Origin of the sequence: Bartonella sp. AP280QHHD (genome assembly GCF_042196125.1) — a bacterium.
In the GTDB taxonomy this organism is placed as follows: domain Bacteria; phylum Pseudomonadota; class Alphaproteobacteria; order Rhizobiales; family Rhizobiaceae; genus Bartonella.
The window spans coordinates 30025-52422 of the sequence record NZ_JBHIPQ010000015.1 but is presented as its reverse complement, the minus strand read 5'-3'; the positions used below and the strand labels follow the sequence as shown (position 1 = coordinate 52422).

The following is a 22398-nucleotide window of genomic DNA, read 5'->3' as shown; positions in this document are numbered from 1 at the left end:
TGGACGAGGTGGTGTTGGCTGAGGAGGTGTTGGACGAGGTGGTGTTGGACGAGGTGGTGTTGGCTAAGGTGGTGTTGGAGGGAGTGGTGTTGGACGAGGTGGTGTTGGATGAGGGGGGGGTGGAAAACGGTGCCATTTTAAACCTCCGTTACAGGCGTTTGGGCGACATTGGCTGTTTGTTGTTGACGCCAATCTTCTAATCGTTGGGCGAGATCATGGTCATAAACGGCCATAACGGCTGCGGCTAAAAGGGCTGCATTAATTGCGCCTGCTTTGCCAATTGCTAATGTGCCGACGGGTATCCCTGCTGGCATTTGTACGATTGAAAGCAAAGAATCTTGACCAGAAAGAGAGTGAGAATGCACTGGAACGCCAAAAACAGGAAGAGGAGTAAGGGCTGCTAACATACCTGGAAGATGCGCTGCACCCCCCGCACCGGCAATTAAAACTTTAAACCCTGCTTCTTTTGCTTCTTTGGCAAATTGATAAAGGCGTTCAGGAGTTCGGTGTGCTGAGACAATATGCGAACTATGAGAAATACCAAGATTCGTCAAAATATCTGCACTATGGCACATCGTTTGCCAATCCGATTGGCTCCCCATTAAAATCGCCACATCACATGATTTTTTCATCATTCTCTATCCTTTTCAAAGGTTCAATGCGATTCTTTATCATTATTTTTTTAAAGTTTTATATTCTTTTTGCAAAGCCAATTGATGACAGAGAAACAGTTATTTTTCAAATAAGGCGGAAAGCTAAAAATTTAAAGGGGATCTCGAGAGATGAAAAACTAAAGTATTGAAGGCATGAAGCACTTCTTGTGAGGGGGGAGGGCAATGTCACGGGGTGGCGTGGGACCCATGAGGCTGTTGAGCTTGCGGTATTGTCTTTTATTTAAGATAAGAGGGAAAAATGTATTGGGGAAAAGCCATTGATTATAAGTTTTTTTTAAAAAAATGTCTTATTTTTTATTTGCTAAAATAAACAAGATCACCATATGATATAAAATCTGTTGCAATTTGAAACATTGCTTATGAGAAAAAGAGATTTTTATGTCAAAAATGTGTTGCAAAATGAGGATATTCTTTTGAGAAAAAAAGAGATGTATATCTCTCGATTTCAAAGCCTATTTATTTTGTTGTTCAAGTGATTCTTTTGTGAGTGGGGGATATAATCTTTATAATTGTCGATATATCTTTAACAATGGCTGATATAAGGGGAAGCGAATAATCAACGCTTTTGTGCTTTTAACGCTTTTGTTGAGATGTGCTTCTGAGCGATTATATCGTTTTTTCACTTAAATATAATGGCAATATCAATCGCGAGTGACGAATTGTGAATAATAAATCCATGGTCTCTTTTTTGCCCAATTTTGTAATATGGTGAACGCTGAAATAAATAAGAGTTAAACAACGGATGTAAAGGAGATTTAAAAGCTATGTTTCTTCCATTTTTAATCGCTTTAGGTACTGCAGTAACGACTATGTGTGGTAAAAAAAATATAAGTTATGCTTTGTGGGCAATTTTATTCGTTGTCATTCTTCTCACTTTCAATCATCACGCAACTTCTACTTTAAATTTATCTTTTTGAGAGAATAGCCATGGAACATGTTGAACAAAAAAATCCTCACTTCGTCATCTTTATGAATACGCTAGGACTCTTTGGGTTATCTATTGTCTTGGTGGTGGCTTTTTATTATCAATTGGTAAAGTTTGAGTTACCTTGTCCCCTTTGTTTGCTGCAGCGCGTTGGATTGATGCTGGCAGGTTGTGGGTTCTTACTCAATATTCACCATAAGGTGAAAAATACCCATTATGGTATGGTTATTCTTGGTTGTATGGTAACCAGTGCTGTGGCAGCACGGCAAGTGTTTTTGCATATCACACCCGATGATTTAGGATATGGTTCAACGTTCTTTGGATTGCATTTTTATACTTGGGCTTTCATTATTTCTGTCCTTTGTATCTTTGCTGTCTCATTTGTCATGATTTTAGGCGAATTGGCACACAAGTTCAAAGAATTTTCTCCTTTTCCAGTCTTGAGTAAAGCGGCAAGTTTTTTATTTGTGTTTTTGATTGCGGCAAATTTGATTTCTACCATACTGGAATGTGGTGGTGGACAATGTGCCGATGATCCTGTAAGGTATGAATTGTTATCAAATTGGTTCCCTTCACAGTCTTGAAATTTTTTAATAATCCCTCATCATAATTTTTATTGTTAAAGAGGCGGAAATATTTAAGAATCCGCTTCTTTTTTATTTATTGGGAAGACATTTCAGCAAGATTGTTCGATAATCTGATCTTTTATACCAACGCTGGCTTTTATGAGCGCTGGCGATTGATATTTTTTTAGCGAAGACTTGTACTGTGAACCTTTTATGCTGTCTTTTGAGAGAGATGAAGGGATTGATTGGCTTGGAGGCGTTTGTAGAAGAAGCCCCGGACTTTTGAACCGCGTAGGTTAAGAAGCCTCGTTTTTTAAAGGTGTATTAACGATAAAAATTTTTTGTTCTTGATTTTTCTTAACATTGTGTTAAATTGATCTTTGTATTCATTTTGGTGCTTCTAAAGCGTTTTTATTGCTTCTAGAGGGATTAATTTAAAATTTTGAAAGTTATGTGAATAATTTTCTGCAGAGGTTTGTTTATTAGAGGCAAACCTTTTTTTTTATCTAAGTTTTAGATGTTTTCTTTCAGTGTGAAGCCTTTTTTAGAAAAAGGTAAGCGTCTTGATGATGACTCTCTTCTTTATTAATATATTGATTTATAATAATAAATAACCATTTTTTAACGTGAAGCGCGTTGCTGAATATAATAAAATTTCTCATCACCAGTTCTCTCATATTAAATCAATTAAAATTACTTGGCTTATACATCATAAGTGAGTGGGCCATGTGGGTCAAAACTGTACAAGAAAGGCATGCCTTTAATGAAGTGTCTCTTGAACCGAAGGCTGTCTGCAACATTGGGAGCTGGCAGAGTTTTTGTGATGATGCCGGCTTGTTCTTCTATAAGCGTAAACTTGTTTTTCCATAAGCGTAAAGATAGGGGGGGGCTGAATGGATTTTATACACTTCATGGGAGCTTACCATTCCTTTACGGGTAGCGTTTTGCAAAATGGGTGTGATGGAGCGTTGAGAGATCTTTCTTTAAAACAAGCGCGTGAATATGCAACATAAGTATATTCCTTTTGGCACGTTTTGTATTACGAAAAAATATTGACTTATAAGGATAAGTTATCGTTGCGGATGTTGAATGAGAAAAACGAAGAGCTTCTCTCATTTCAAACTTTCTTATAGTCAATTAATTAAATGTGCTCTTCTACGTTACAAAAAAGCACTGGGTGTAAATAAAAATTCTTTTAAAAGTCGTAAAATGCTTCTTATGACCCCTTTTGATCGTTAGAATTTTTCGAAAAATTTTATGCTGCTCAATACAATAATAGGGCGGTTTATATCTATGATTTAAGTGAAAATAGGGGGATTTAGATGAAAAGGGAGGCGAGTTTTTAATGACAGTTGTTGAAAACGTTATTGTGTAATGCATTTTTTACAGATTTTCTGCTTTCTGTAAATACGTAAAAGCGTAAAAACAGAAATATGTAAAAAAGGAAGCTGGGACTTTATGTGGGGTGTATGATTTTATCATGGCATGGAATGTGGAGAGAAGATTGGGGTGTGGGGATGAAGAGTTTTATGAAGGGGGGGAAGCTTGGATGAAGAGGCGGGTGTGTTGACGAGAGAGGAGAGAGGGTGTGGGGAAAGTTGTTTTTGAAGTGGGATTGACCGGTGCTTTGCGTGATCTTACTTTAGGGTGGTGAAGGGGCAAGAATATTTTAAAATAGGACGTATCTGTCGCGTTTGATGCAACATTATCCTTTGTGGTGTCGTGATCTGAAATCAGCAGGGGAATTGGCTAGAGTAAGAAGCTGTATTGTTGACAAACCTATGTTTACAAAGTGGTGCGGGGGGGAATTTGAAAGTTTCATTTGGCTGCTTTCTGTAAATGTGGAGAAGCATCAAACCGTTGATCCGTAAAATAAAAACGTATATCCGTAAAATGATGCGGAGGATTTATGCTTTGTGTGCGCTTTTGCTTAATCAGAAATCAACCATAAGATTGCTTTTTGTTTTTTCGGCTGGAGCTCTCTAAAATTTTTCAAAAGGGTGTGTTCTTTTTCGCTGTATGTTTCTTGATCATAGTGTGCGGCATGTGTTGAAAGATTTTCTTTTGTGGCAATATCTGCATAAAAAAAGCTTATGGGAACATCCAGTTTTTGGGCGATTTTGAGTAAACACCCTGCGCTTACACGATTGAAGCCTTTTTCATATTTTTGGATTTGTTGGAAACTGACACCTAAATAGCTTCCTAATTCTTTTTGGGAAAGTCCCATGGAAATGCGTCTATGACGAATTCTTTTGCCTATCAGAATATCGATAAAATTTGGATTTTTGGTTTGCACTTCAAGCCCCCCTCCGGTTGCGAGCGCCCTCGCATTGGTATTCCGGGAGTCAAAAATACTGAACCTAAATCAGCTTTTTGCTTTTAGTGCTCATCGCACCTGGACATAGCAAAAACTCCCGGAATTCCGGGATACCCACAAAAGTGGGATAAATTCATGTTTTAGGTTTCGGGTTTTTGATCCCCTATTGATCGTTGCGTAGACGACCAAAATTACAGTATTCATTTATAAGGCAATTTCAGAAAATTGGCAAGAGAAATCAAAATAATCTCAAAGTCTATAAGATTGGGTACTTTTTAAAAAAGTGCGAAATATGGATTATAAATCGCGTCTTTTGCTTAATCAGAAATGTCGATAAAATTTGGATTTTTAGTTTGCACTTCAAGCCCCCCTCCGGTTGCGAGCGCCCTCGCATTGGTATTCCGGGAGGTTGGATTCACTGAACTTAAACAGTCTCTTGTTTTTAGTGCTTAAAGCACTTGGACATAACAAAAGCCCCCGGAATTTCCGGGATACCCGCAATGCGGGATAAATTTATGTATTAAGCTTTCGGGCTTTTAGCTCCCTATTTGATCGTTGCGTGGACGATCAAAAACACGTGCTTATCAATAAAGTAATTTCAGGAGATTGGCAAGAAAAATCAATATCCCATAAAATGGCGTGATTTGGAGGGGTATGGAGTGCTGGTTTGAATTTGACTTAAGGGGGTATATGAATGGAATAATATTAATTGTTACTCTTTTGCTTAATCAGAAATCAGCCACAAGATTGCTTTTTGTTTTTTCGGCTGGAGCTCTCTAAAATTTTTCAAAAGAGTGTGTTCTTTTTCGCTGTATGTTTCTTGATTGTGGTGTAAGAGAGTGTCTTTTGTGGGAAGATTTTCTTTTGTGGCAATGTCTGCATAAAAAAAGTTTACGGGAACTTCTAGTTTTTGAGCGATTTTGAGTAAACACCCTGCGCTTACACGATTGAAGCCTTTTTCATATTTTTGGATTTGTTGGAAACTGACACCTAAATAGCTTCCTAATTCTTTTTGCGAAAGGCTCATTGAAATGCGTCTGTGGCGGATTCTTTTACCTATCAAAATGTCGATAAAATTTGGATTTTTAGTTGGCACTTCAAGCCCCCCCTCCGGTTGCGAGCGCCCTCGCATTGGTATTCCGGGAGTCTAAAAGTACTGAACCCTAGTCAGCTTTTTTGCTTTTAGTGCGGAAACGCACCTGGACATAGCAAAAACTCCCGGAATTCCGGGATACCCACAAGAGTGGGTTCAATTGTACGCTAGGGTTTAGGGCTTTTAGTTCCCTGTTGATCGTTGCGTGGACGATCAAAATTACACTTTAAGTGATAAAGTAATTTCAGAAGATTGGCAAATGAAAATAGTTTTTATTTATAAACTTTATTTTTTAATGAGAGGCTTTCCGCCTCTCAAACTCTCCGGAACGCTCACCAAAATCATGAGATCAGACCCGCGTTTAATGAGGGGACTAACAATCCTAGGTTCTTAAGGTCAAGGAGACCATTACATGGCGCCTAACGGCGTCCTTGACCCCCAGAACTTAACGGCTTGTTTTGTCCCTCTCACGCGGCTCCGAAATCATGATTAGAAGGGGAGCTTAAAAACGTATATTCGTGAAAAAGGAGTAGAGGATTTGTGCATTGTGTATGCTTTTGGCATGGCATGGAATGTGGTGAGATAAATGGGGGAAAGAGTTTTTGTGAATGGAGTGGTAAGCTGGGATGAAGCCTGCGGGAGATTGAAGGGAGAAGAGAGTGTTGTGGGGGCGGAATAGGAATGAACAGACTAAGGGGTAAGAGGCGGTGGTGCGAAGGGATGCGTGAAGGATGGTGTGAGGAGATAGCGCTTTGCTTTTATGGTACTTGATGAAGTGGTGTCATTTGAGGGGGGCTGAAGTCCGTGAATGTGGGGTGATCTGAAGTGCTTGGGGAGATTGGCTAGGCAAGAAGCTGGGGTAATACTATTGTTTATAGAGTGGTGCGGTGTGGAAGTTTCATTTGGCTTTATTCTGTAAATATGTAAAAGCGTGAAAACGTATATTCGTGAAAAAGGAGTAGAGGATTTGTGCATTGTGTATGCTTTTGGCATGGCATGGAATGTGGTGAGATAAATGGGGGAAAGAGTTTTTGTGAATGGAGTGGTAAGCTGGGATGAAGCCTGCGGGAGATTGAAGGGAGAAGAGAGTGTTGTGGGGGCGGAATAGGAATGAACAGACTAAGGGGTAAGAGGCGGTGGTGCGAAGGGATGCGTGAAGGATGGTGTGAGGAGATAGCGCTTTGCTTTTATGGTACTTGATGAAGTGGTGTCATTTGAGGGGGGCTGAAGTCCGTGAATGTGGGGTGATCTGAAGTGCTTGGGGAGATTGGCTAGGCAAGAAGCTGGGGTAATACTATTGTTTATAGAGTGGTGCGGTGTGGAAGTTTCATTTGGCTTTATTCTGTAAATATGTAAAAGCGTGAAAACGTATATTCGTGAAAAAGGAGTAGAGGATTTGTGCATTGTGTATGCTTTTGGCATGGCATGGAATGTGGTGAGATAAATGGGGGAAAGAGTTTTTGTGAATGGAGTGGTAAGCTGGGATGAAGCCTGCGGGAGATTGAAGGGAGAAGAGAGTGTTGTGGGGGCGGAATAGGAATGAACAGACTAAGGGGTAAGAGGCGGTGGTGCGAAGGGATGCGTGAAGGATGGTGTGAGGAGATAGCGCTTTGCTTTTATGGTACTTGATGAAGTGGTGTCATTTGAGGGGGGCTGAAGTCCGTGAATGTGGGGTGATCTGAAGTGCTTGGGGAGATTGGCTAGGCAAGAAGCTGGGGTAATACTATTGTTTATAGAGTGGTGCGGTGTGGAAGTTTCATTTGGCTTTATTCTGTAAATATGTAAAAGCGTGAAAACGTATATTCGTGAAAAAGGAGTAGAGGATTTGTGCATTGTGTATGCTTTTGGCATGGCATGGAATGTGGTGAGATAAATGGGGGAAAGAGTTTTTGTGAATGGAGTGGTAAGCTGGGATGAAGCCTGCGGGAGATTGAAGGGAGAAGAGAGTGTGGGGGCGGAATAGGAATGAACAGACTAGAGGGGGAAGAGGCGGTGGTGCGAAGGGATGCGTGAAGGATGGTGTGAAGGAGATAGCGCTTTGCTTTTATGGTACTTGATGAAGTGGTGTCATTTGAGGGGAATCTGAAGTCCGTGGGTGGGTGATCTGAAGTGCTTGGGGAGATTGGCTAGGCAAGAAGCTGGGGTAATACTATTGTTTATAGAGTGGTGCGGTGTGGAAGTTTCATTTGGCTTTATTCTGTAAATATGTAAAAGCGTGAAAACGTATATTCGTGAAAAAGGAGTAGAGGATTTGTGCATTGTGTATGCTTTTGGCATGGCATGGAATGTGGTGAGATAAATGGGGGAAAGAGTTTTTGTGAATGGAGTGGTAAGCTGGGATGAAGCCTGCGGGAGATTGAAGGGAGAAGAGAGTGTGGGGGCGGAATAGGAATGAACAGACTAGAGGGGGAAGAGGCGGTGGTGCGAAGGGATGCGTGAAGGATGGTGTGAAGGAGATAGCGCTTTGCTTTTATGGTACTTGATGAAGTGGTGTCATTTGAGGGGAATCTGAAGTCCGTGGGTGGGTGATCTGAAGTGCTTGGGGAGATTGGCTAGGCAAGAAGCTGGGGTAATACTATTGTTTATAGAGTGGTGCGGTGTGGAAGTTTCATTTGGCTTTATTCTGTAAATACGTAAAAGCGTAAAAACGGAAATGTGTAAAAAAGGAAAAGGCTTTATGTCGTTAGAGGCGTTGTGGTTAATGGTACGCAATGTATAGGGATCGTGTTTTCGAAGGTAGGAAGAACAACATAAATGGAAAGAGTGGCTTAGAGGAAGCGTGTGAAGAGAGAGAAAATGGGGAAGGCTGTATGGGAAATGCGTAGAGTATGAAGTGTGGGGCAGTGAAGCATGTTGTGAATGGTGTGTGAAGAATGGAGAAGGTTTTTGAGAAAAGGAAGGGCTTCTGGCGTGGGGGAGTGGTGTTTATCTGAAGGGCGCATGTTTAAGGTGTGGAAGGTGAGGAAAAGTTGGAGAGAGGATGATTGTGAGTAAGTTGTGGAGGGATTAGTCAGAGGTGTTGGGAAAATGCTTTAGGGGAAAAAATTAGCGTAATTTCTTGTCACACTGAAACCAAAATCATCATAAAAATTGAAGGAAATTAGCGGGTAAAATTGGTGAAAAAAAAGTTTTTATTCTTAAGGTGTGGGATGACGTTTTTTGAGAACATGAGAGAGTAAACTTGAAAAACCTTTCCCTTTTTGTGGAATTTTTATTCACAAACTTAAGAAAATAGGATATGAACGCTGGAAATAACGCGCAGCTTAACAAAATATGTGCACTGTAAAGGAAATGTTTGTTTATGTCAAAAGAAGAAGTTTTAGAATTTTCTGGTATCGTTACTGAACTCTTACCTAACGCGATGTTTCGTGTGAAACTGGAAAATGATCATGAAATTATTGCTCATACCGCTGGTAGAATGCGGAAAAATCGTATACGGGTGTTGGCCGGTGATAAAATCATGGTGGAAATGACACCTTATGATTTGACAAAAGGGCGTATTACATATCGCTATAAGTAGCCTCGTGGGTGGCTTGCACTTTTTTCTAAAAGCTATCATATTATTTCTATTATTTTTTAACAGTTTTTTAGTTTGCTTTTCATGAGTGAAAAAAGGGGAGTGTTTGAAGAGCCTTGAAAAACTGTAAAATCGATGCGGAAAAAGGATAAGGAGATCAATAGCGCTTAAAAGGGAGGCTAAAGGGGCGCGCTTAAAAGGGGGTGAGAGGGAAGTCAATTGTGAAGGGGTGGAAATGAGAAATATAAGAGAGTGGGGGGAAAAACGTTTGGCAGATACTCTTACAGAAGAAATTCATTTGGTGCTTGCCTCCGCTTCGCCAAGGCGTTTAGCGCTCTTGGCACAAATAGGGATTGATCCCCAGCAGGTTTATGCAAGCGATATTGATGAAACGCCAAAATTAAAAGAACATCCTGCAAACCTTGCCAAACGTTTGGCAAAAGAAAAAGCACTGAAAGCCCAAAAAATTTTGCGCTGGTACAGTCAGAATGGTCAAGACGAGTTGCAGAATGGTCAAGAAAAATTACCTGGACAGAAAATGATTATCTTGGCGGCTGATACGGTGGTGGCTGTTGGGCGGACCATTTTCCCCAAACCAGAAAGCGAGGATGAGGCTTATGAATGTTTACGATACCTTTCTGGGCGTTCGCATAAGGTCTATGGTGCCATTTGTGCGCTCAATGAACGTGGAAAAATAACCGTAAAATTGGTTGAAAGTCGTGTTCGCTTTAGACGCTTAACCTCTGCCATGATGAAGGCTTACCTTGCTTCAGGAGAATGGCAAGGGAAAGCGGGTGGCTACGCTATCCAAGGAAAAGCAGGGGCTTTTGTTGTCCATATCACGGGTTCTTATTCTAATGTTGTGGGATTGCCTTTGGCTGAAACAGCCGATCTCTTGACCGCTTATCACTATCCACTTTTCACTCACTGGGCTGAACAAACGCATTAGAAAAACTCTAAGGTAAGATCAATGCAAGGTGAAAAGCAACAAAAAGAGAAAAGCAAAAATGAAAAAAAAGCAACAGAAGAAAAGTTAATGAAGAAGCCAATGACAAAGGTGTGCCAAGAACAAAAAGAGCTAAATTTGCAAAAAGAGACCCGTCCTCCGCATCCTTGTCCTATTTGTGGTCAGATGTCACAAAAATCTTCTTATCCTTTTTGTTCCACACGGTGCCGAGCTATTGATCTTAATCGTTGGCTTTCAGGCTCTTATATTTTACCACCCCCACCACAAGTAAGTGATGAAGAAGAATAAAGAGTTCTCTTGAGAAAAGAACGCTAAAGCGTTTTTTGTGTGGAAACTGAAGGGGAGGCGCGCGGGATTATCGTAAATGTATTTAAGAGCTGGATTAACGGCTTGCTTATTATCGTCATTCGCAAAGACGCAGATTAAGTTCAATCAACGATGGAAGTTTTAATACATATCTAAGACTTATCTCCAGAGGTTTTGTTTACCATGGATAATTATAAATTGCTTTGTTGCATGAAGGTCGATGGAGCTTTGTTGCGTGAAAGTTGTTGGTGCCTTTAGGGTGTGAGGAAAAATTGATAGTTCAATCAGTATTGCTAACAAAAAAGAAGGGGTGCGTGTTTTTGTGCAAAGAGACGGGGCAGTAAAAAATCGCTTGTTAGTGCTTTGTTGCGTGAAAGTTGTTGGTGCCTTTAGGGTGTGAGGAAAAATTGATAGTTCAATCAGTATTGCTAACGAAAAAGAAGGGGTGCGTGTTTTGGTGCAAAGAGACGGGGTAACAAAAAATAGCTTGTTGGTGCTTTGTTGCGTGAAAGTTGTTGGTGCCTTTAGGGTGTGAGAGAAAAATTGGTCATCTAATCAGTATTGCTAACGAAAAAGAAGGGGCGCGTGTTTTGGTGCAAAGAGACGGGGCAGTAAAAAATCGCTTGTTAGTGCTTTGTTGCGTGAAAGTTGTTGGTGCCTTTAGGGTGTGAGGAAGAATTGATCATCTAATCAGTATTGCTAACGAAAAAGAAGGGGTGCGTGTTTTGGTGCAAAGAGATGGGGCAGTAAAAAATCGCTTGTTAGTGCTTTGTTGCGTGAAAGTTGTTGGTGCCTTTAGGGTGTGAGGAAAAATTGATAGTTCAATCAGTATTGCTAACGAAAAAGAAGGGGTGCGTGTTTTGGTGCAAAGAGACGGGGTAACAAAAAATAGCTTGTTGGTGCTTTGTTGCGTGAAAGTTGTTGGTGCCTTTAGGGTGTGAGAGAAAAATTGGTCATCTAATCAGTATTGCTAACGAAAAAAGAGGGGCGCGTGTTTTGGTGCAAAGAGACGGGGCAGTAAAAAATCGCTTGTTAGTGCTTTGTTGCGTGAAAGTTGTTGGTGCCTTTAGGGTGTGAGGAAAAATTGATAGTTCAATCAGTATTGCTAACGAAAAAGGAGGGGCGCGTGTTTTGGTGCAAAGAGACGGGGCAGTAAAAAATCGCTTGTTAGTGCTTTGTTGCGTGAAAGTTGTTGGTGCCTTTAGGGTGTGAGGAAGAATTGATCATCTAATCAGTATTGCTAACGAAAAAGAAGGGGTGCGTGTTTTGGTGCAAAGAGATGGGGCAGTAAAAAATCGCTTGTTAGTGCTTTGTTGCGTGAAAGTTGTTGGTGCCTTTAGGGTGTGAGGAAAAATTGATCATCTAATCAGTATTGCTAACGAAAAAGAAGGGGTGCGTGTTTTGGTGCAAAGAGATTGGGCAATAAAAAATCGCTTGTTAGTGCTTTGTTGCGTGAAAGTTGTTGGTGCCTTTAGGGTGTGAGGAAAAATTGATAGTTCAATCAGTATTGCTAACGAAAAAGAAGGGGCGCGTGTTTTGGTGCAAAGAGACGGGGCAGTAAAAAATCGCTTGTTGGTGCTTTTGCTGGGTAATGGCGTGGTGTCATTTGGCGGTTGGATTGATTATATCGTGATTTTGACCGTATCTGTGTTCACGTGGAAAGCTGATCAATATGATGTCGCTTTTATTGGAGCGGCAACATTATTACCTGGTATCGTTCTGTCTAAGCCAATTGGAATGTTGGTAAGTCACCGTTCTATGATCTATTGGTTGCGGGCGTCACTGCTGTTACGGGCACTCTGTACTGTCGGTTTATTGATGGCGACGAGTCTGCAAGGATTTATTATACTGGCAGTTATTCGAGCGACATTCAACAGTCTAGCCATGCCTGCAATTTCCGTTCTCAGTGCAAATTCGGTGCCTGAAAACGGACGGACTCGTTACTATTCTGTGCTTAACATGATCAATAGCGCGGCAAAGATGATAGGACCTGCTTTGGGGAGTGCTCTGTCTGTACTTTTATCAGATACCTATACTTTATTGTTTTCTGGATTTTTGACATTGCTAGGCTTTATGGTGTTTTGTTGTCTTGGTGCACAACCTGTCTCGTCGCTCATGATAAAAACAGCGAATACCATAAAATCAAAGCAGAGGCTTTATGGGACAACTTGGTATGCCTATGTGGCGGTGATGTTTGTGTATTTTGCCATGATCTTTATGGTGAATAATCAGTTGCCGGTTATTCTTAGTGCAATGAAAATGAATAAACAGGCTCTTGGGATGCTGGTATCGGCTTCGGCAATCGGTAATTTTCTCTATGGATTTTGGAGTGTGAAACAATCAAAGCATAAACCCCTTACAGGCAAAATATCAGAGTTGTTAATGCCGGCAATGTCAACAATGATTGGTTTTGTCATGATCTCAGTGTGCTTTTTTTACTTTGATTTACTCCGTATTGAGACTTTGTTGCTCTGTTTTTTCCTTATTGGAATGGTTAGCGCTTACTTTTCCATATCTTCTAACGTTTATCTGGTAAGCAATTTCAATGAACAGATTGAATTGGCTTCCGGATGGGTGCAGTCTATACAAAATTTAGCTATGTTGGTGGCGCCCTTTGTTGGAGCGTTTGTTTTAGGTCACACTTCGGCTGGAAAATTGTTCCTTCTTTCTGGATTGAGTGGATTATTCTGTTTATTGGCTATCAGGATATTGCTGAACCGTTCTTTGTTAATTGTTCGATCTCAATGATTGGCTCATCAATAAAACAAATGTTTTAAATCATTTTTCTGAGATTTAGAGGACGTGGAGATAATCCAACATAGAGCAGCTTTTTTGACGTTATAGGTTTAATCTTTGATTTTTACTTAAACGCTCATATGTTTTTTTCGGGGCTTTGCCTTCTTGATACGGTTCCACTGTCTCGTAAACGCAATAGGGGGCATGGTTTTGAGCGACAATGTCATTTTTGTTTAACTCCGCTTTGCTACGAATAGCCAAACTTAAAAAACTCAGCTGCCAATCCTTAATCAGCTTGACTTGAAGCAATAATGGAAACAGAAAACGAGGAGCTATAGTGTGAATTATCTTATATGCCGTAAAATATCATTCTTGGAGGTATGGTGATATCAGGTATGGGAAACTTTAGGCAGGGGGTATGTTGATTGTTGTGCTTTTGCTTAATCAGAAATCAACCACAAGATTGCTTTTTGTTTTTTCGGCTGGAGGTCTCTAAAATTTTTTAAAAGGGTGTGTTCTTTTTCGCTATAGGTTTCTTGATCACGGTGTGGGGTATTTTCTTTTGTTGAGATATCTTCTTTTGTAGCAATGTCTGCATAAAAAAAGCTTATAGGAACTTCCAGTTTTTGGGCGATTTTGAGTAAACATCCTACGCTTACACGATTTAAGCCTTTTTCGTATTTTTGGATTTGTTGGAAACTGACACCTAAATGGCTTCCTAATTCTTTTTGGGAAAGGCTCATTGAAATGCGTCTGTGGCGGATTCTTTTGCCTATCAAAATGTCGATAAAATGTGGATTTTTAGTTGGCACTTCAAGCCCCCCTCCGGTTGCGAGCGCCCTCGCATTGGTATTCCGGGAGGTTGAAAATACTGAGCTCAGTCAGCCTTTTGCTTTTAGTGCTTACCGCACTTGGACATAGCAAAAGCTCCCGGAATTCCGGGATACCCGCAAAGCGGGATAAATTTATGTACTGAGCGTTCGGGTTTTCAACTCCCTATTTGATCGTTGCGTGGACGATCAAAAACACACTTTAAGTGATAAAGTAATTTCAGGAGATTGGCAAGAGAAATGAAAATAATTTCAAAGACTATAAAATTGGGTACTTTTTAAAAAAGTGCGAAATATGGATTATAAATCGCGTTTTTTGCTTAATCAGAAATGTCGATAAAATGTGGATTTTTAGTTGGCACTTCAAGCCCCCCTCCGGTTGCGAGCGCCCTCGCATTGGTATTCCGGGAGGTTGAAAATACTGAGCTCAGTCAGCCTTTTGCTTTTAGTGCTTACCGCACTTGGACATAGCAAAAGCTCCCGGAATTCCGGGATACCCGCAAAGCGGGATAAATTTATGTACTGAGCGTTCGGGTTTTCAACTCCCTATTTGATCGTTGCGTGGACGATCAAAAACACACTTTAAGTGATAAAGTAATTTCAGGAGATTGGCAAGAGAAATGAAAATAATTTCAAAGACTATAAAATTGGGTACTTTTTAAAAAAGTGCGAAATATGGATTATAAATCGCGTTTTTTGCTTAATCAGAAATGTCGATAAAATGTGGATTTTTAGTTGGCACTTCAAGCCCCCCTCCGGTTGCGAGCGCCCTCGCATTGGTATTCCGGGAGTAACAAGTACTGAACCCTAGTCAGCTTTTTGCTTTTAGTGCGGAAACGCACCTGGACATAACAAAAACTCCCGGAATTCTAAGGATATTCGCAAAAGTGGGCTCAATTGTACGTTAGGGTTTAGGGCTTTTAGTTCCCTGTTGATCGCTGCGTAGACGATCAAACTTACGATATTTATTCATAAGGCAGTTTCAGAAGGTTGGCAAGAAAAATGAAAAATTTTCTATTCTGTTATACCGTAAAACGGCGCTATTTGAAGGAGGAGTGAAGAGCTTGAATATTCAGGGTAGGGCTTGATTTGTTGAGCCTGGTGAAGTGCTGTCTTTTTTGGGGGGTGGAGACTGTAAGGTACTAGGCAAAAAGCTGGGTTCGTTTTCAGAACAGTGTTTACAGTGCAGCGCGGGTGGTGATGTGGAAATTTTATTTGGCTGACTTCTGTAATAACGTAAAAGCGTGAAAACGTATATCCGTAAAATAATGCGGAGGATTTGTACTGTGTGTATGCTTTTATCATGGCGTGGAATGTGGTGAGAGTAGGGGGATGCATTTGTGAATGGAGCGGGGAAAGCTGGGATGAAAAGGGGTGTTAAGTGCGTTTTCTGGAGAAGAGTATGTGGAGAATATTGGGAGGAAGGGCTTATTTGTCTTGTCTGATGAAACAGCATTTTTTGATATGTGGGATAGCCATATGAAATAATCAGCAGGGGAATCTAATAGACAAGAAAATCAGATTTTTGCAGAGCAGTGTTTACAGAGCAGTGCGTGGGGTGAATCTTTCGTTGGCTATTTTCTGTAATGATGTAAAAGCGTAAAAATGTGAATCTGTAAAAGTGAAGAGGAGGATTTATGGATTTATGCATTGTGCGTGTTTTGGGGGCACGTTGGGTTTTTGCATGGATGGGGTGAGATAAATGGGGAGAGAACGAGCTTGTGAATCGAGGAGGGAAGCTGGAATGAAGAGTGCTGTAAGTCGTAAATGTTTGATGGGAGAGAAAAAGGAGTGCGTGGAATGGGAGAGTGCCTATGGACAAGGGGGAGGGTGTGGATAAGAGGTGGGGGTAGTTTAAAGGGATGCGTGAAGGGATGGTGTGAGGGTGATAGAAGAGGGAGGGTGAGGCTTTTATTAAAGGGTGCTGTGGTTTTGAAAGGGGGTGAGAATGGAGAAAATACGCTGGAAAGTATGATGATGAGGTGAGCTAATTTTGGGGGCACGTTGGGTTTTTGCATGGATGGGGTGAGATAAATGGGGAGAGAACGAGAGCTTGTGAATCGAGGAGGGAAGCTGGAATGAAGAGTGCTGTAAGTCGTAAATGTGTGATGGGAGAGAAAAAGGAGTGCGTGGAATGGGAGAGTGCCTATGGACAAGGGGGAGGGTGTGGATAAGAGGCGGGGTAGTGCAAAGGGATGCGTGAAGGGATGGTGTGAGGGTGATAGAAGAGGGAGGTGAGGATTTTATTAAAGGGTGTTGTGGTTTTGAAAGGGGGTGAGAATGGAGAAAATGCGCTGGAAAGTATGATGATGAGGTGAGCTAAAGGGATGAGAGCAGGGCTCGAAAAAATAACTGGGAAAGGGAGCCGTGGTGGGGAAATGAAAAAAAACTTTCTCACCCCCAGTTGTTTTCAAAGGGGAGTGAGGGGCTTATCAAGAAGAAAAAAGCTAGTTTCTTTTCATAATCTTCCAAGTTTTTCCATCAGACATATACATAATCTTTTGACCTGTGGTTATCTTTTGTGTGCCGTGAGTGGTGTGAAGCGTAGAACTGAAAGCCGCTAGATGATCTATAAAGATTGATTTCCACTTAAATGAATCAGGAGATGGCAAAAAGATATTGGGTGCCCAAGAACGATTTTTTGAACGAATAACGACAAGCTCTTTTTGTTTCAAAACGTTAGAAATTGTTTCTGCAGACAGATCTTTCTCATTGGAAATTTGTATTTCTGGTTTAGTAGTAGGCGAGGCTAAACCTCCAAAGTCGCTTATACTTGTCATGCAAAAGTTGGATGTACATGATGTTTGGATGAAGTCAGAATCTTGACACTTTCCTTGATTAGAAGCTTTCAGACTCCCTTCGTGTAGCTTGTTTTGTTTTATGCCTTGAGGCTCAAAAAAAATCGAACTTTGCGGACTTAAATCATAACAGGAGGAGAGATGTCTCTTCCAACGAGAATGGTCTTCAACAAAACTTGAAGATTTACGGAGTTGTCCAAATGTATTTGGTACTTCTATGGTCCCAATATTCACTTTTTTACCCGTTATAAAATCGACTACTGTCGCTGTAACTAGATTTCTATTTTTTTCAACATATAATCGATATCTGCGTCCCATCTCCCATGGAAAGTTAATTTCACATCGTACTCCTGAACCTTCCTGAGTAAAATGCTTACATGTATTACCCTTCCATCCAGTTGCATTCCAGATAGAAAAATGAATGGTACGGCCGCTCCTGTTGAAAAAACCAATTTGTCCACTTTTTCCATTTTGGAATTCAAATTTATTTCCCCAGAAATAGATGGAGTTAGGCCCACCATCGTAATTTACTTGCTGGGTGAAAACAAATAGATCAAATGATGCATTTTTAAGCCATTCATGCTCTATTGTAATAACTTTGCCGGCAAAAACGGCATAGCTTGGTTTACTTATCAGAAGGAATAAAAGTATTAAAATAACCTTTTTTACAGTATGGTACATACTCAAATCCTCTATCTTAATAAAAATAGTGTAACTTTATAAGTATTAAAGCACATATTCAATGTTTTGTTAAGTAAAATTAGAGAAAATACTTTAATGTTTACTCTAAACTATATGCTGTAAAGACTACTTTGTTTAAAGTGTTTTTGCATGCTCCTTTTCTGCTGTTCAAATTTAAGTTTAATGGTGGAATTTAGGGGTGATGGTTTAAAAAGGGGAGTGATGATGGGGGTATAAGAAAAGTTGCGGTTTTTATTTAAAATGATAGCGTATTTTTTTTCTCCCTCTTGCTATGAGGCTTGTAGAAACCCATATTCTTTTTAGCACTATGGTTCTTCTTCTTGCTGCTTTTTTCGCGGTGTTTTTTAGAGGCTGGAAAATCCTTTCTGGATGTTTCTTTTGTGGAATATTGGAGAGGTTAAAGTGTGGTGATGGCTTGAGATTTAAGGAAAAAAAATGAACTTGGAAAAATATAGCGAACGCGTGCAGGGTTTTTTACAATCAGCACAAAATAGCGCTCTTGCTTCTGATCATCAGCAGTTTATGCCGGAGCATTTCCTGAAAGTGTTGTTAGACGATTCTCAAGGATTGGCTGCATCGCTTATCCAAAACGCTGGTGGTGATCTTACTCTTATTCAAAAGGCGCTAAAAGAAGCACTTGATGCTTTGCCTAAAGTGCAGGGGGGAAATGGACAGCTCTATCTTTCGCAGCCATTGGCAAAAGTTTTCGCGCTGGCTGAGGATATTGCGAAAAAAGCCGGTGATCAGTTTGTGACCGTGGAGCGCATGTTGCAAGCGCTGATCATGGAAAAGACCGCAAAAACAGCCGATATTTTAACAAGTGGAGGATTGACCCCGCAAGCGCTTAATCGGGCAATTAATGCGCTGCGGAAAGGAAAAACAGCAACAAGCCCCCATGCTGAAGGACAATATGATGCCTTGCAAAAATATGCCCGGGATCTCACAAAAGATGCCCGTGAAGGAAAACTCGACCCTGTGATTGGGCGGGAAGAGGAAATCCGCCGCACTATTCAGGTGCTTTCACGGCGGACCAAAAATAATCCCGTGTTGATTGGTGAGCCTGGGGTGGGGAAAACAGCTATTGTGGAAGGGTTGGCATTGCGCATTGTTAATGGCGATGTACCTGAAACTTTGCGGGATAAACAGCTTCATGCGTTGGATATGGGAGCGCTTATCGCTGGTGCAAAATATCGTGGGGAATTCGAAGAGCGCCTTAAAGCGGTGCTGGCAGAGGTGCAAGCCGAAAATGGACAGATCATTTTGTTTATTGATGAATTGCACAATCTTGTTGGCGCTGGAAAATCTGATGGTCCTATGGATGCTTCTAACTTGTTAAAACCTGCTCTTGCACGCGGAGAACTCCATTGTGTGGGCGCTACTACGCTCGATGAATATCGAAAATATGTCGAAAAAGATGCTGCTTTGGCACGCCGCTTCCAGCCTGTCTTTGTACCTGAACCCTCTTTGGAAGATACTATTTCTATCTTGCGCGGTATTAAGGAAAAATATGAACAACATCACAAAGTGCGCTTGGCTGATAGTGCTTTGATTGCGGCGGCGCGTTTGTCTAACCGCTATATTACAGATCGCTTCTTGCCGGATAAAGCTATTGACCTTATCGATGAAGCGGCGGCGCGTTTGCGCATGCAGGTCGATTCAAAGCCGGAAGAACTCGATGCTGTTGATCGGCGTATTTTACAGTTGAAGATCGAACGGGAAGCTTTGAAAACAGATGTCGAGCCAACAGCAAAAGAACGGTTGAAAAATGTGCAGGAGGAACTCAAAACATTGGAACAACAGTCCGCTGAGATGACAAGTGCTTGGCAGGCTGAGAAACAAAAATTAGGGCATGCTGCTGATTTGAAAAAACAACTCGAAGAAGCCCGTAATGCTTTGGCTATTGCACAGCGTGATGGACAATTCCAACGCGCTGGAGAGCTCGCTTATAGTGTCATTCCTGAACTCGAAAAACAATTGAGTATCGCGGAAAATGATGACCAACAAAATCATCTCGTTGAAGAGACGGTTACTGCTGAACATGTGGCGCGGATTGTTTCACGCTGGACCGGTATTCCTGTTGATCGAATGCTGGAGGCAGAACGGGAGGCGCTGTTGCGGATGGAAGATGAAATTAGCAAACGTGTGATCGGTCAGGGAGAGGCTGTTCAAGCTGTTTCTCGTGCTGTACGCCGCGCGCGTGCAGGGTTGCAAGATCCCAATCGTCCGCTTGGCTCTTTCATGTTTTTGGGTCCTACTGGTGTGGGGAAAACCGAATTAACCAAAGCTCTTGCCGCTTTTCTCTTTCAAGACCCAAATGCCATGTTGCGCATCGATATGTCGGAATATATGGAAAAGCATGCCGGGGCGCGGCTGATTGGGGCACCTCCTGGATATGTTGGATATGAAGAGGGGGGGGTGCTGACTGAAGCTGTACGTAGAAGACCTTACCAGGTCATTCTGTTTGACGAAATTGAAAAAGCACACCCTGATATTTTTAATCTCTTGTTGCAAGTGTTGGATGAGGGACGCTTGACTGATAGTCAAGGACGTACCGTCGATTTTCGCAATACCTTGCTGATTATGACTTCTAATCTTGGTGCTGAGTTTTTAACTGCTTTGCCTGAAGGGCAAACAACCGATCAGGCAAAAAATGATGTTATGAATGTCGTTAAAGCGGCTTTCCGTCCTGAATTTTTAAACCGTATTGATGAGATTATTCTCTTTCAAAGGCTGCAACGTCACGATATGGAAGCGATCGTCGATATTCAGATAGAACATTTGCAAAATTTGCTCAATGAACGCAAAATAACTTTGCAAATCGAGCCAGAGGTGAGAAAATTTCTTGCCGATAAGGGCTATGATCCGCTCTATGGTGCGCGTCCCCTTAAACGGATTATCCAAAAAGAAATTCAAGACCCACTGGCGGAAAATATCTTATTTGGAAAAATTCATGATGAGACGACGGTGAAAATTACAAAACAAGGAGATCGGTTGGAATTTTTGCCTGAAGATTAAGTGTGGAAAAATTCACGCTATAAAGGGCGGTGATAATCCTATTATGTGATAAACACCGCTCTTTGAGGCGTGCTGATTTAGAAAAATTCACGATGAGACAGCGGTATTTTATTGCAAAGCAAAGGGAGTGGCTGGTGTTTTTGCATGTTAAATCAGCGTTTTCGAATATCGTAGGATTCTTTTACTTCTGTTTGTCGTGAAAACTATTTTCTTGCAATTTTATAAGTGAAGTCACAAGCGGGATTGCTTTATTGCTTTGTGCGTAAAAACGTTAGAGAGAAATGCCGTTTATCCGCCGTAAAACATTGCTCTTTGAAGGGGGATGGGGAGCTGATCTGAATTTGACTTAAGGATGTTTCGTTGTTTGATATATTAACAAATAATGTTGATCGTTGTGCTGTTGCTTAATCAGAAATTAGCCACAAGATTGCTTTTTGTTTTTTCGGCTGGAGTTCTCTAAAATTTTTCAAAAGGGTGTGTTCTTTTTCGTTATAGGTTTCTTGATTGTGGTGTAAGAGAGTTTCTTTTGTTGAGAGATCTTCTTTTGTGGCAATGTCTGCATAAAAAAAGTTCATAGGAACTTCTAGTTTTTGAGCGATTTCTAGTAAACATTTGGCACTTACACGGTTTAAGCCTTTTTCGTATTTTTGGATTTGTTGGAAACTGACACCTAAATGGCTTCCTAATTCTTTTTGGGAAAGCCCCATGGAAATGCGTCTATGACGGATTCTTTTGCCTATCAAAATGTCGATAAAATGTGGATTTCTAGTTGGCACTTCAAGCCCCCCTCCGGTTGCGAGCGCCCTCGCATTGGTATTCCGGGAGTTAAAGGTACTGAATCCGAGTCAGCTTTTTGCTTTTAGTGCCAAAGCACCTGGACATAGCAAAATCTCCCGGAATCCCGGGACACCCGCAAAGCGGGTTCATTTTTACGCTCGGATTTAGGACCTTTAATCCCTCTTGATCGGTGCGTAGACGATCAAAATTACACTTTAAGTGATAAAGTAATTTCAGAAAATTGGCAAGAAAAATCAAGAATTTTCTATTCTATTATGCCCTAAAACATTGCTCTTTGAAGGGGAGCTGGTTTGAATTTGACTTAAGGGGGATATGAATGGAATAATGTTGATCGTTGTGCTGTTGCTTAATCAGAGATTAGCCACAAGATTGCTTTTTGTTTTTTCGCTTCGAGCTCTCTAAAGTTTCTCAACAGAGTGTGTTCTTTTTCGCTATAGGTGCATTGATCGTGGTGTAAGAGAGTTTCTTTTGTTGAAAGATCTTCTTTTGTGGCAAGGTCTGCATAAAAAAAGTTTACGGGAACTTCTAGTTTTTGGGCGATTTCCAGTAAACATTTGGCACTTACACGATTGAAGCCTTTTTCGTATTTTTGGATTTGTTGGAAACTGACACCTAAATAGCTCCCTAATTCTTTTTGGGAAAGCCCTATTGCAATGCGTCTGTGACGGATTCTTTTGCCTATCAAAATGTCGATAAAATGTGGATTTTTAGTTGGCACTTCAAGCCCCCCTCCGGTTGCGAGCGCCCTCGCATTGGTATTCCGGGAGTTAAAAACACTGACTTGACTCAGCTTTTTGCTTTTAGTGCCAAAGCACCTGGACATAGCAAAATCTCCCGGAATTCCGGGATACCCGCAAAGCGGGATAAATTTATGTGTCAAGTCTTCGGGTTTTTAATCCCTATTGATCGTTGCGTAGACGATCAAAATTACACTTTAAGTGATAAAGTAATTTCAGAAGATTGGCAAGAAAAATCAAAAATTTTCTATTCTATTTATGCCATAAAACACTGCTCTTTGAAGGGGTGTGAAGAGCTAGAATATTTGAGGGCAGGCCTTGATTTGTTGAGCCTGATGAAGTGTTGTCGTTTGAGGGGGGTGTCTGAAGACTGTAAGGGTACTAGGCAAAAAGCTGGGTTCGTTTATAGACTATTGT

At 41.1% G+C, this 22398-nt stretch carries 16 protein-coding genes; 9 read left to right on the top strand and 7 right to left on the bottom strand.

Features of this window, described 5'->3' with window-relative positions; translation table 11 throughout:
- Positions 1 to 137: 137 nt before the first annotated feature.
- Positions 138 to 635: a 5-(carboxyamino)imidazole ribonucleotide mutase gene (gene purE / locus ACFIMK_RS01180; RefSeq protein WP_375610656.1), complete on the bottom strand. Its 498-nt coding sequence runs from the start codon at positions 633 to 635 to the stop codon at positions 138 to 140.
- An 803-nt stretch (positions 636 to 1438) separates the two neighbouring features.
- Here purE and ACFIMK_RS01175 point away from each other — a divergent pair.
- The 3 genes from ACFIMK_RS01175 to ACFIMK_RS01165 all read left to right on the top strand — a co-directional run bounded on the left by ACFIMK_RS01175 (position 1439) and on the right by ACFIMK_RS01165 (position 3035).
- Positions 1439 to 1591 (top strand): DUF5993 family protein, encoded by a 153-nt coding sequence (locus ACFIMK_RS01175; RefSeq protein ID WP_273790835.1) that lies wholly within the window; start codon positions 1439 to 1441, stop codon positions 1589 to 1591.
- Positions 1592 to 1601: 10 nt separating this feature from the next.
- Positions 1602 to 2183, top strand: coding sequence for a disulfide bond formation protein B (locus tag ACFIMK_RS01170; RefSeq protein ID WP_375613594.1), 582 nt, complete (start codon positions 1602 to 1604; stop codon positions 2181 to 2183).
- A 708-nt stretch (positions 2184 to 2891) separates the two neighbouring features.
- Positions 2892 to 3035: a hypothetical protein gene (locus ACFIMK_RS01165; protein WP_375638483.1), complete on the top strand. Its 144-nt coding sequence runs from the start codon at positions 2892 to 2894 to the stop codon at positions 3033 to 3035.
- Between the two features lie 1060 nt (positions 3036 to 4095).
- On the opposite strand, the gene ACFIMK_RS01160 is transcribed toward ACFIMK_RS01165, so the two are convergent.
- Both ACFIMK_RS01160 and ACFIMK_RS01155 read right to left on the bottom strand, forming a co-directional pair.
- Positions 4096 to 4461 (bottom strand): helix-turn-helix domain-containing protein, encoded by a 366-nt coding sequence (locus ACFIMK_RS01160; protein ID WP_375638485.1) that lies wholly within the window; start codon positions 4459 to 4461, stop codon positions 4096 to 4098.
- A gap of 745 nt (positions 4462 to 5206) precedes the next feature.
- On the bottom strand, positions 5207 to 5578 hold the full coding sequence (locus ACFIMK_RS01155) for a helix-turn-helix domain-containing protein (RefSeq protein WP_375682724.1): 372 nt from the start codon (positions 5576 to 5578) through the stop codon (positions 5207 to 5209).
- Between the two features lie 3298 nt (positions 5579 to 8876).
- Between ACFIMK_RS01155 and infA the strand changes: the two genes are divergently transcribed.
- The 4 genes from infA (at position 8877) to ACFIMK_RS01135 (ending at position 13113) form a co-directional block, all read left to right on the top strand.
- The gene (gene infA, locus ACFIMK_RS01150) at positions 8877 to 9095 is read left to right on the top strand and encodes a translation initiation factor IF-1 (RefSeq protein ID WP_004857577.1); all 219 of its coding nucleotides are present in this window, start codon (positions 8877 to 8879) and stop codon (positions 9093 to 9095) included.
- Positions 9096 to 9327: 232 nt separating this feature from the next.
- Positions 9328 to 10041, top strand: a complete 714-nt coding sequence (locus ACFIMK_RS01145) for a Maf family nucleotide pyrophosphatase (protein ID WP_375611669.1) — start codon at positions 9328 to 9330, stop codon at positions 10039 to 10041.
- Positions 10042 to 10062: 21 nt separating this feature from the next.
- Positions 10063 to 10347, top strand: a complete 285-nt coding sequence (yacG, locus tag ACFIMK_RS01140) for a DNA gyrase inhibitor YacG (protein ID WP_375611670.1) — start codon at positions 10063 to 10065, stop codon at positions 10345 to 10347.
- 1557 nt (positions 10348 to 11904) lie between these two features.
- Complete coding sequence (locus ACFIMK_RS01135; RefSeq protein ID WP_375682973.1) at positions 11905 to 13113, top strand: MFS transporter; 1209 nt, start codon at positions 11905 to 11907, stop codon at positions 13111 to 13113.
- Between the two features lie 428 nt (positions 13114 to 13541).
- On the opposite strand, the gene ACFIMK_RS01130 is transcribed toward ACFIMK_RS01135, so the two are convergent.
- Positions 13542 to 13913, bottom strand: coding sequence for a helix-turn-helix domain-containing protein (locus ACFIMK_RS01130; protein WP_375681374.1), 372 nt, complete (start codon positions 13911 to 13913; stop codon positions 13542 to 13544).
- A gap of 1720 nt (positions 13914 to 15633) precedes the next feature.
- Between ACFIMK_RS01130 and ACFIMK_RS01125 the strand changes: the two genes are divergently transcribed.
- On the top strand, positions 15634 to 15771 hold the full coding sequence (locus ACFIMK_RS01125) for a hypothetical protein (protein ID WP_375638510.1): 138 nt from the start codon (positions 15634 to 15636) through the stop codon (positions 15769 to 15771).
- A gap of 607 nt (positions 15772 to 16378) precedes the next feature.
- Here the strand turns inward: ACFIMK_RS01125 and ACFIMK_RS01120 are convergent.
- On the bottom strand, positions 16379 to 17410 hold the full coding sequence (locus tag ACFIMK_RS01120) for a DUF3472 domain-containing protein (protein ID WP_375682669.1): 1032 nt from the start codon (positions 17408 to 17410) through the stop codon (positions 16379 to 16381).
- Between the two features lie 456 nt (positions 17411 to 17866).
- On the opposite strand from ACFIMK_RS01120, the gene clpB reads away from it, so the two are divergent.
- Positions 17867 to 20446: an ATP-dependent chaperone ClpB gene (gene clpB / locus ACFIMK_RS01115; protein WP_375682668.1), complete on the top strand. Its 2580-nt coding sequence runs from the start codon at positions 17867 to 17869 to the stop codon at positions 20444 to 20446.
- Positions 20447 to 20850: 404 nt separating this feature from the next.
- On the opposite strand, the gene ACFIMK_RS01110 is transcribed toward clpB, so the two are convergent.
- Together ACFIMK_RS01110 and ACFIMK_RS01105 are read right to left on the bottom strand one after the other, a co-directional pair.
- A complete protein-coding gene (locus tag ACFIMK_RS01110) occupies positions 20851 to 21222 on the bottom strand; it encodes a helix-turn-helix domain-containing protein (RefSeq protein ID WP_375611674.1) in 372 nt (123 codons plus the stop codon).
- 368 nt (positions 21223 to 21590) lie between these two features.
- The gene (locus ACFIMK_RS01105) at positions 21591 to 21962 is read right to left on the bottom strand and encodes a helix-turn-helix domain-containing protein (protein WP_375682972.1); all 372 of its coding nucleotides are present in this window, start codon (positions 21960 to 21962) and stop codon (positions 21591 to 21593) included.
- Positions 21963 to 22398 lie beyond the last annotated feature (436 nt).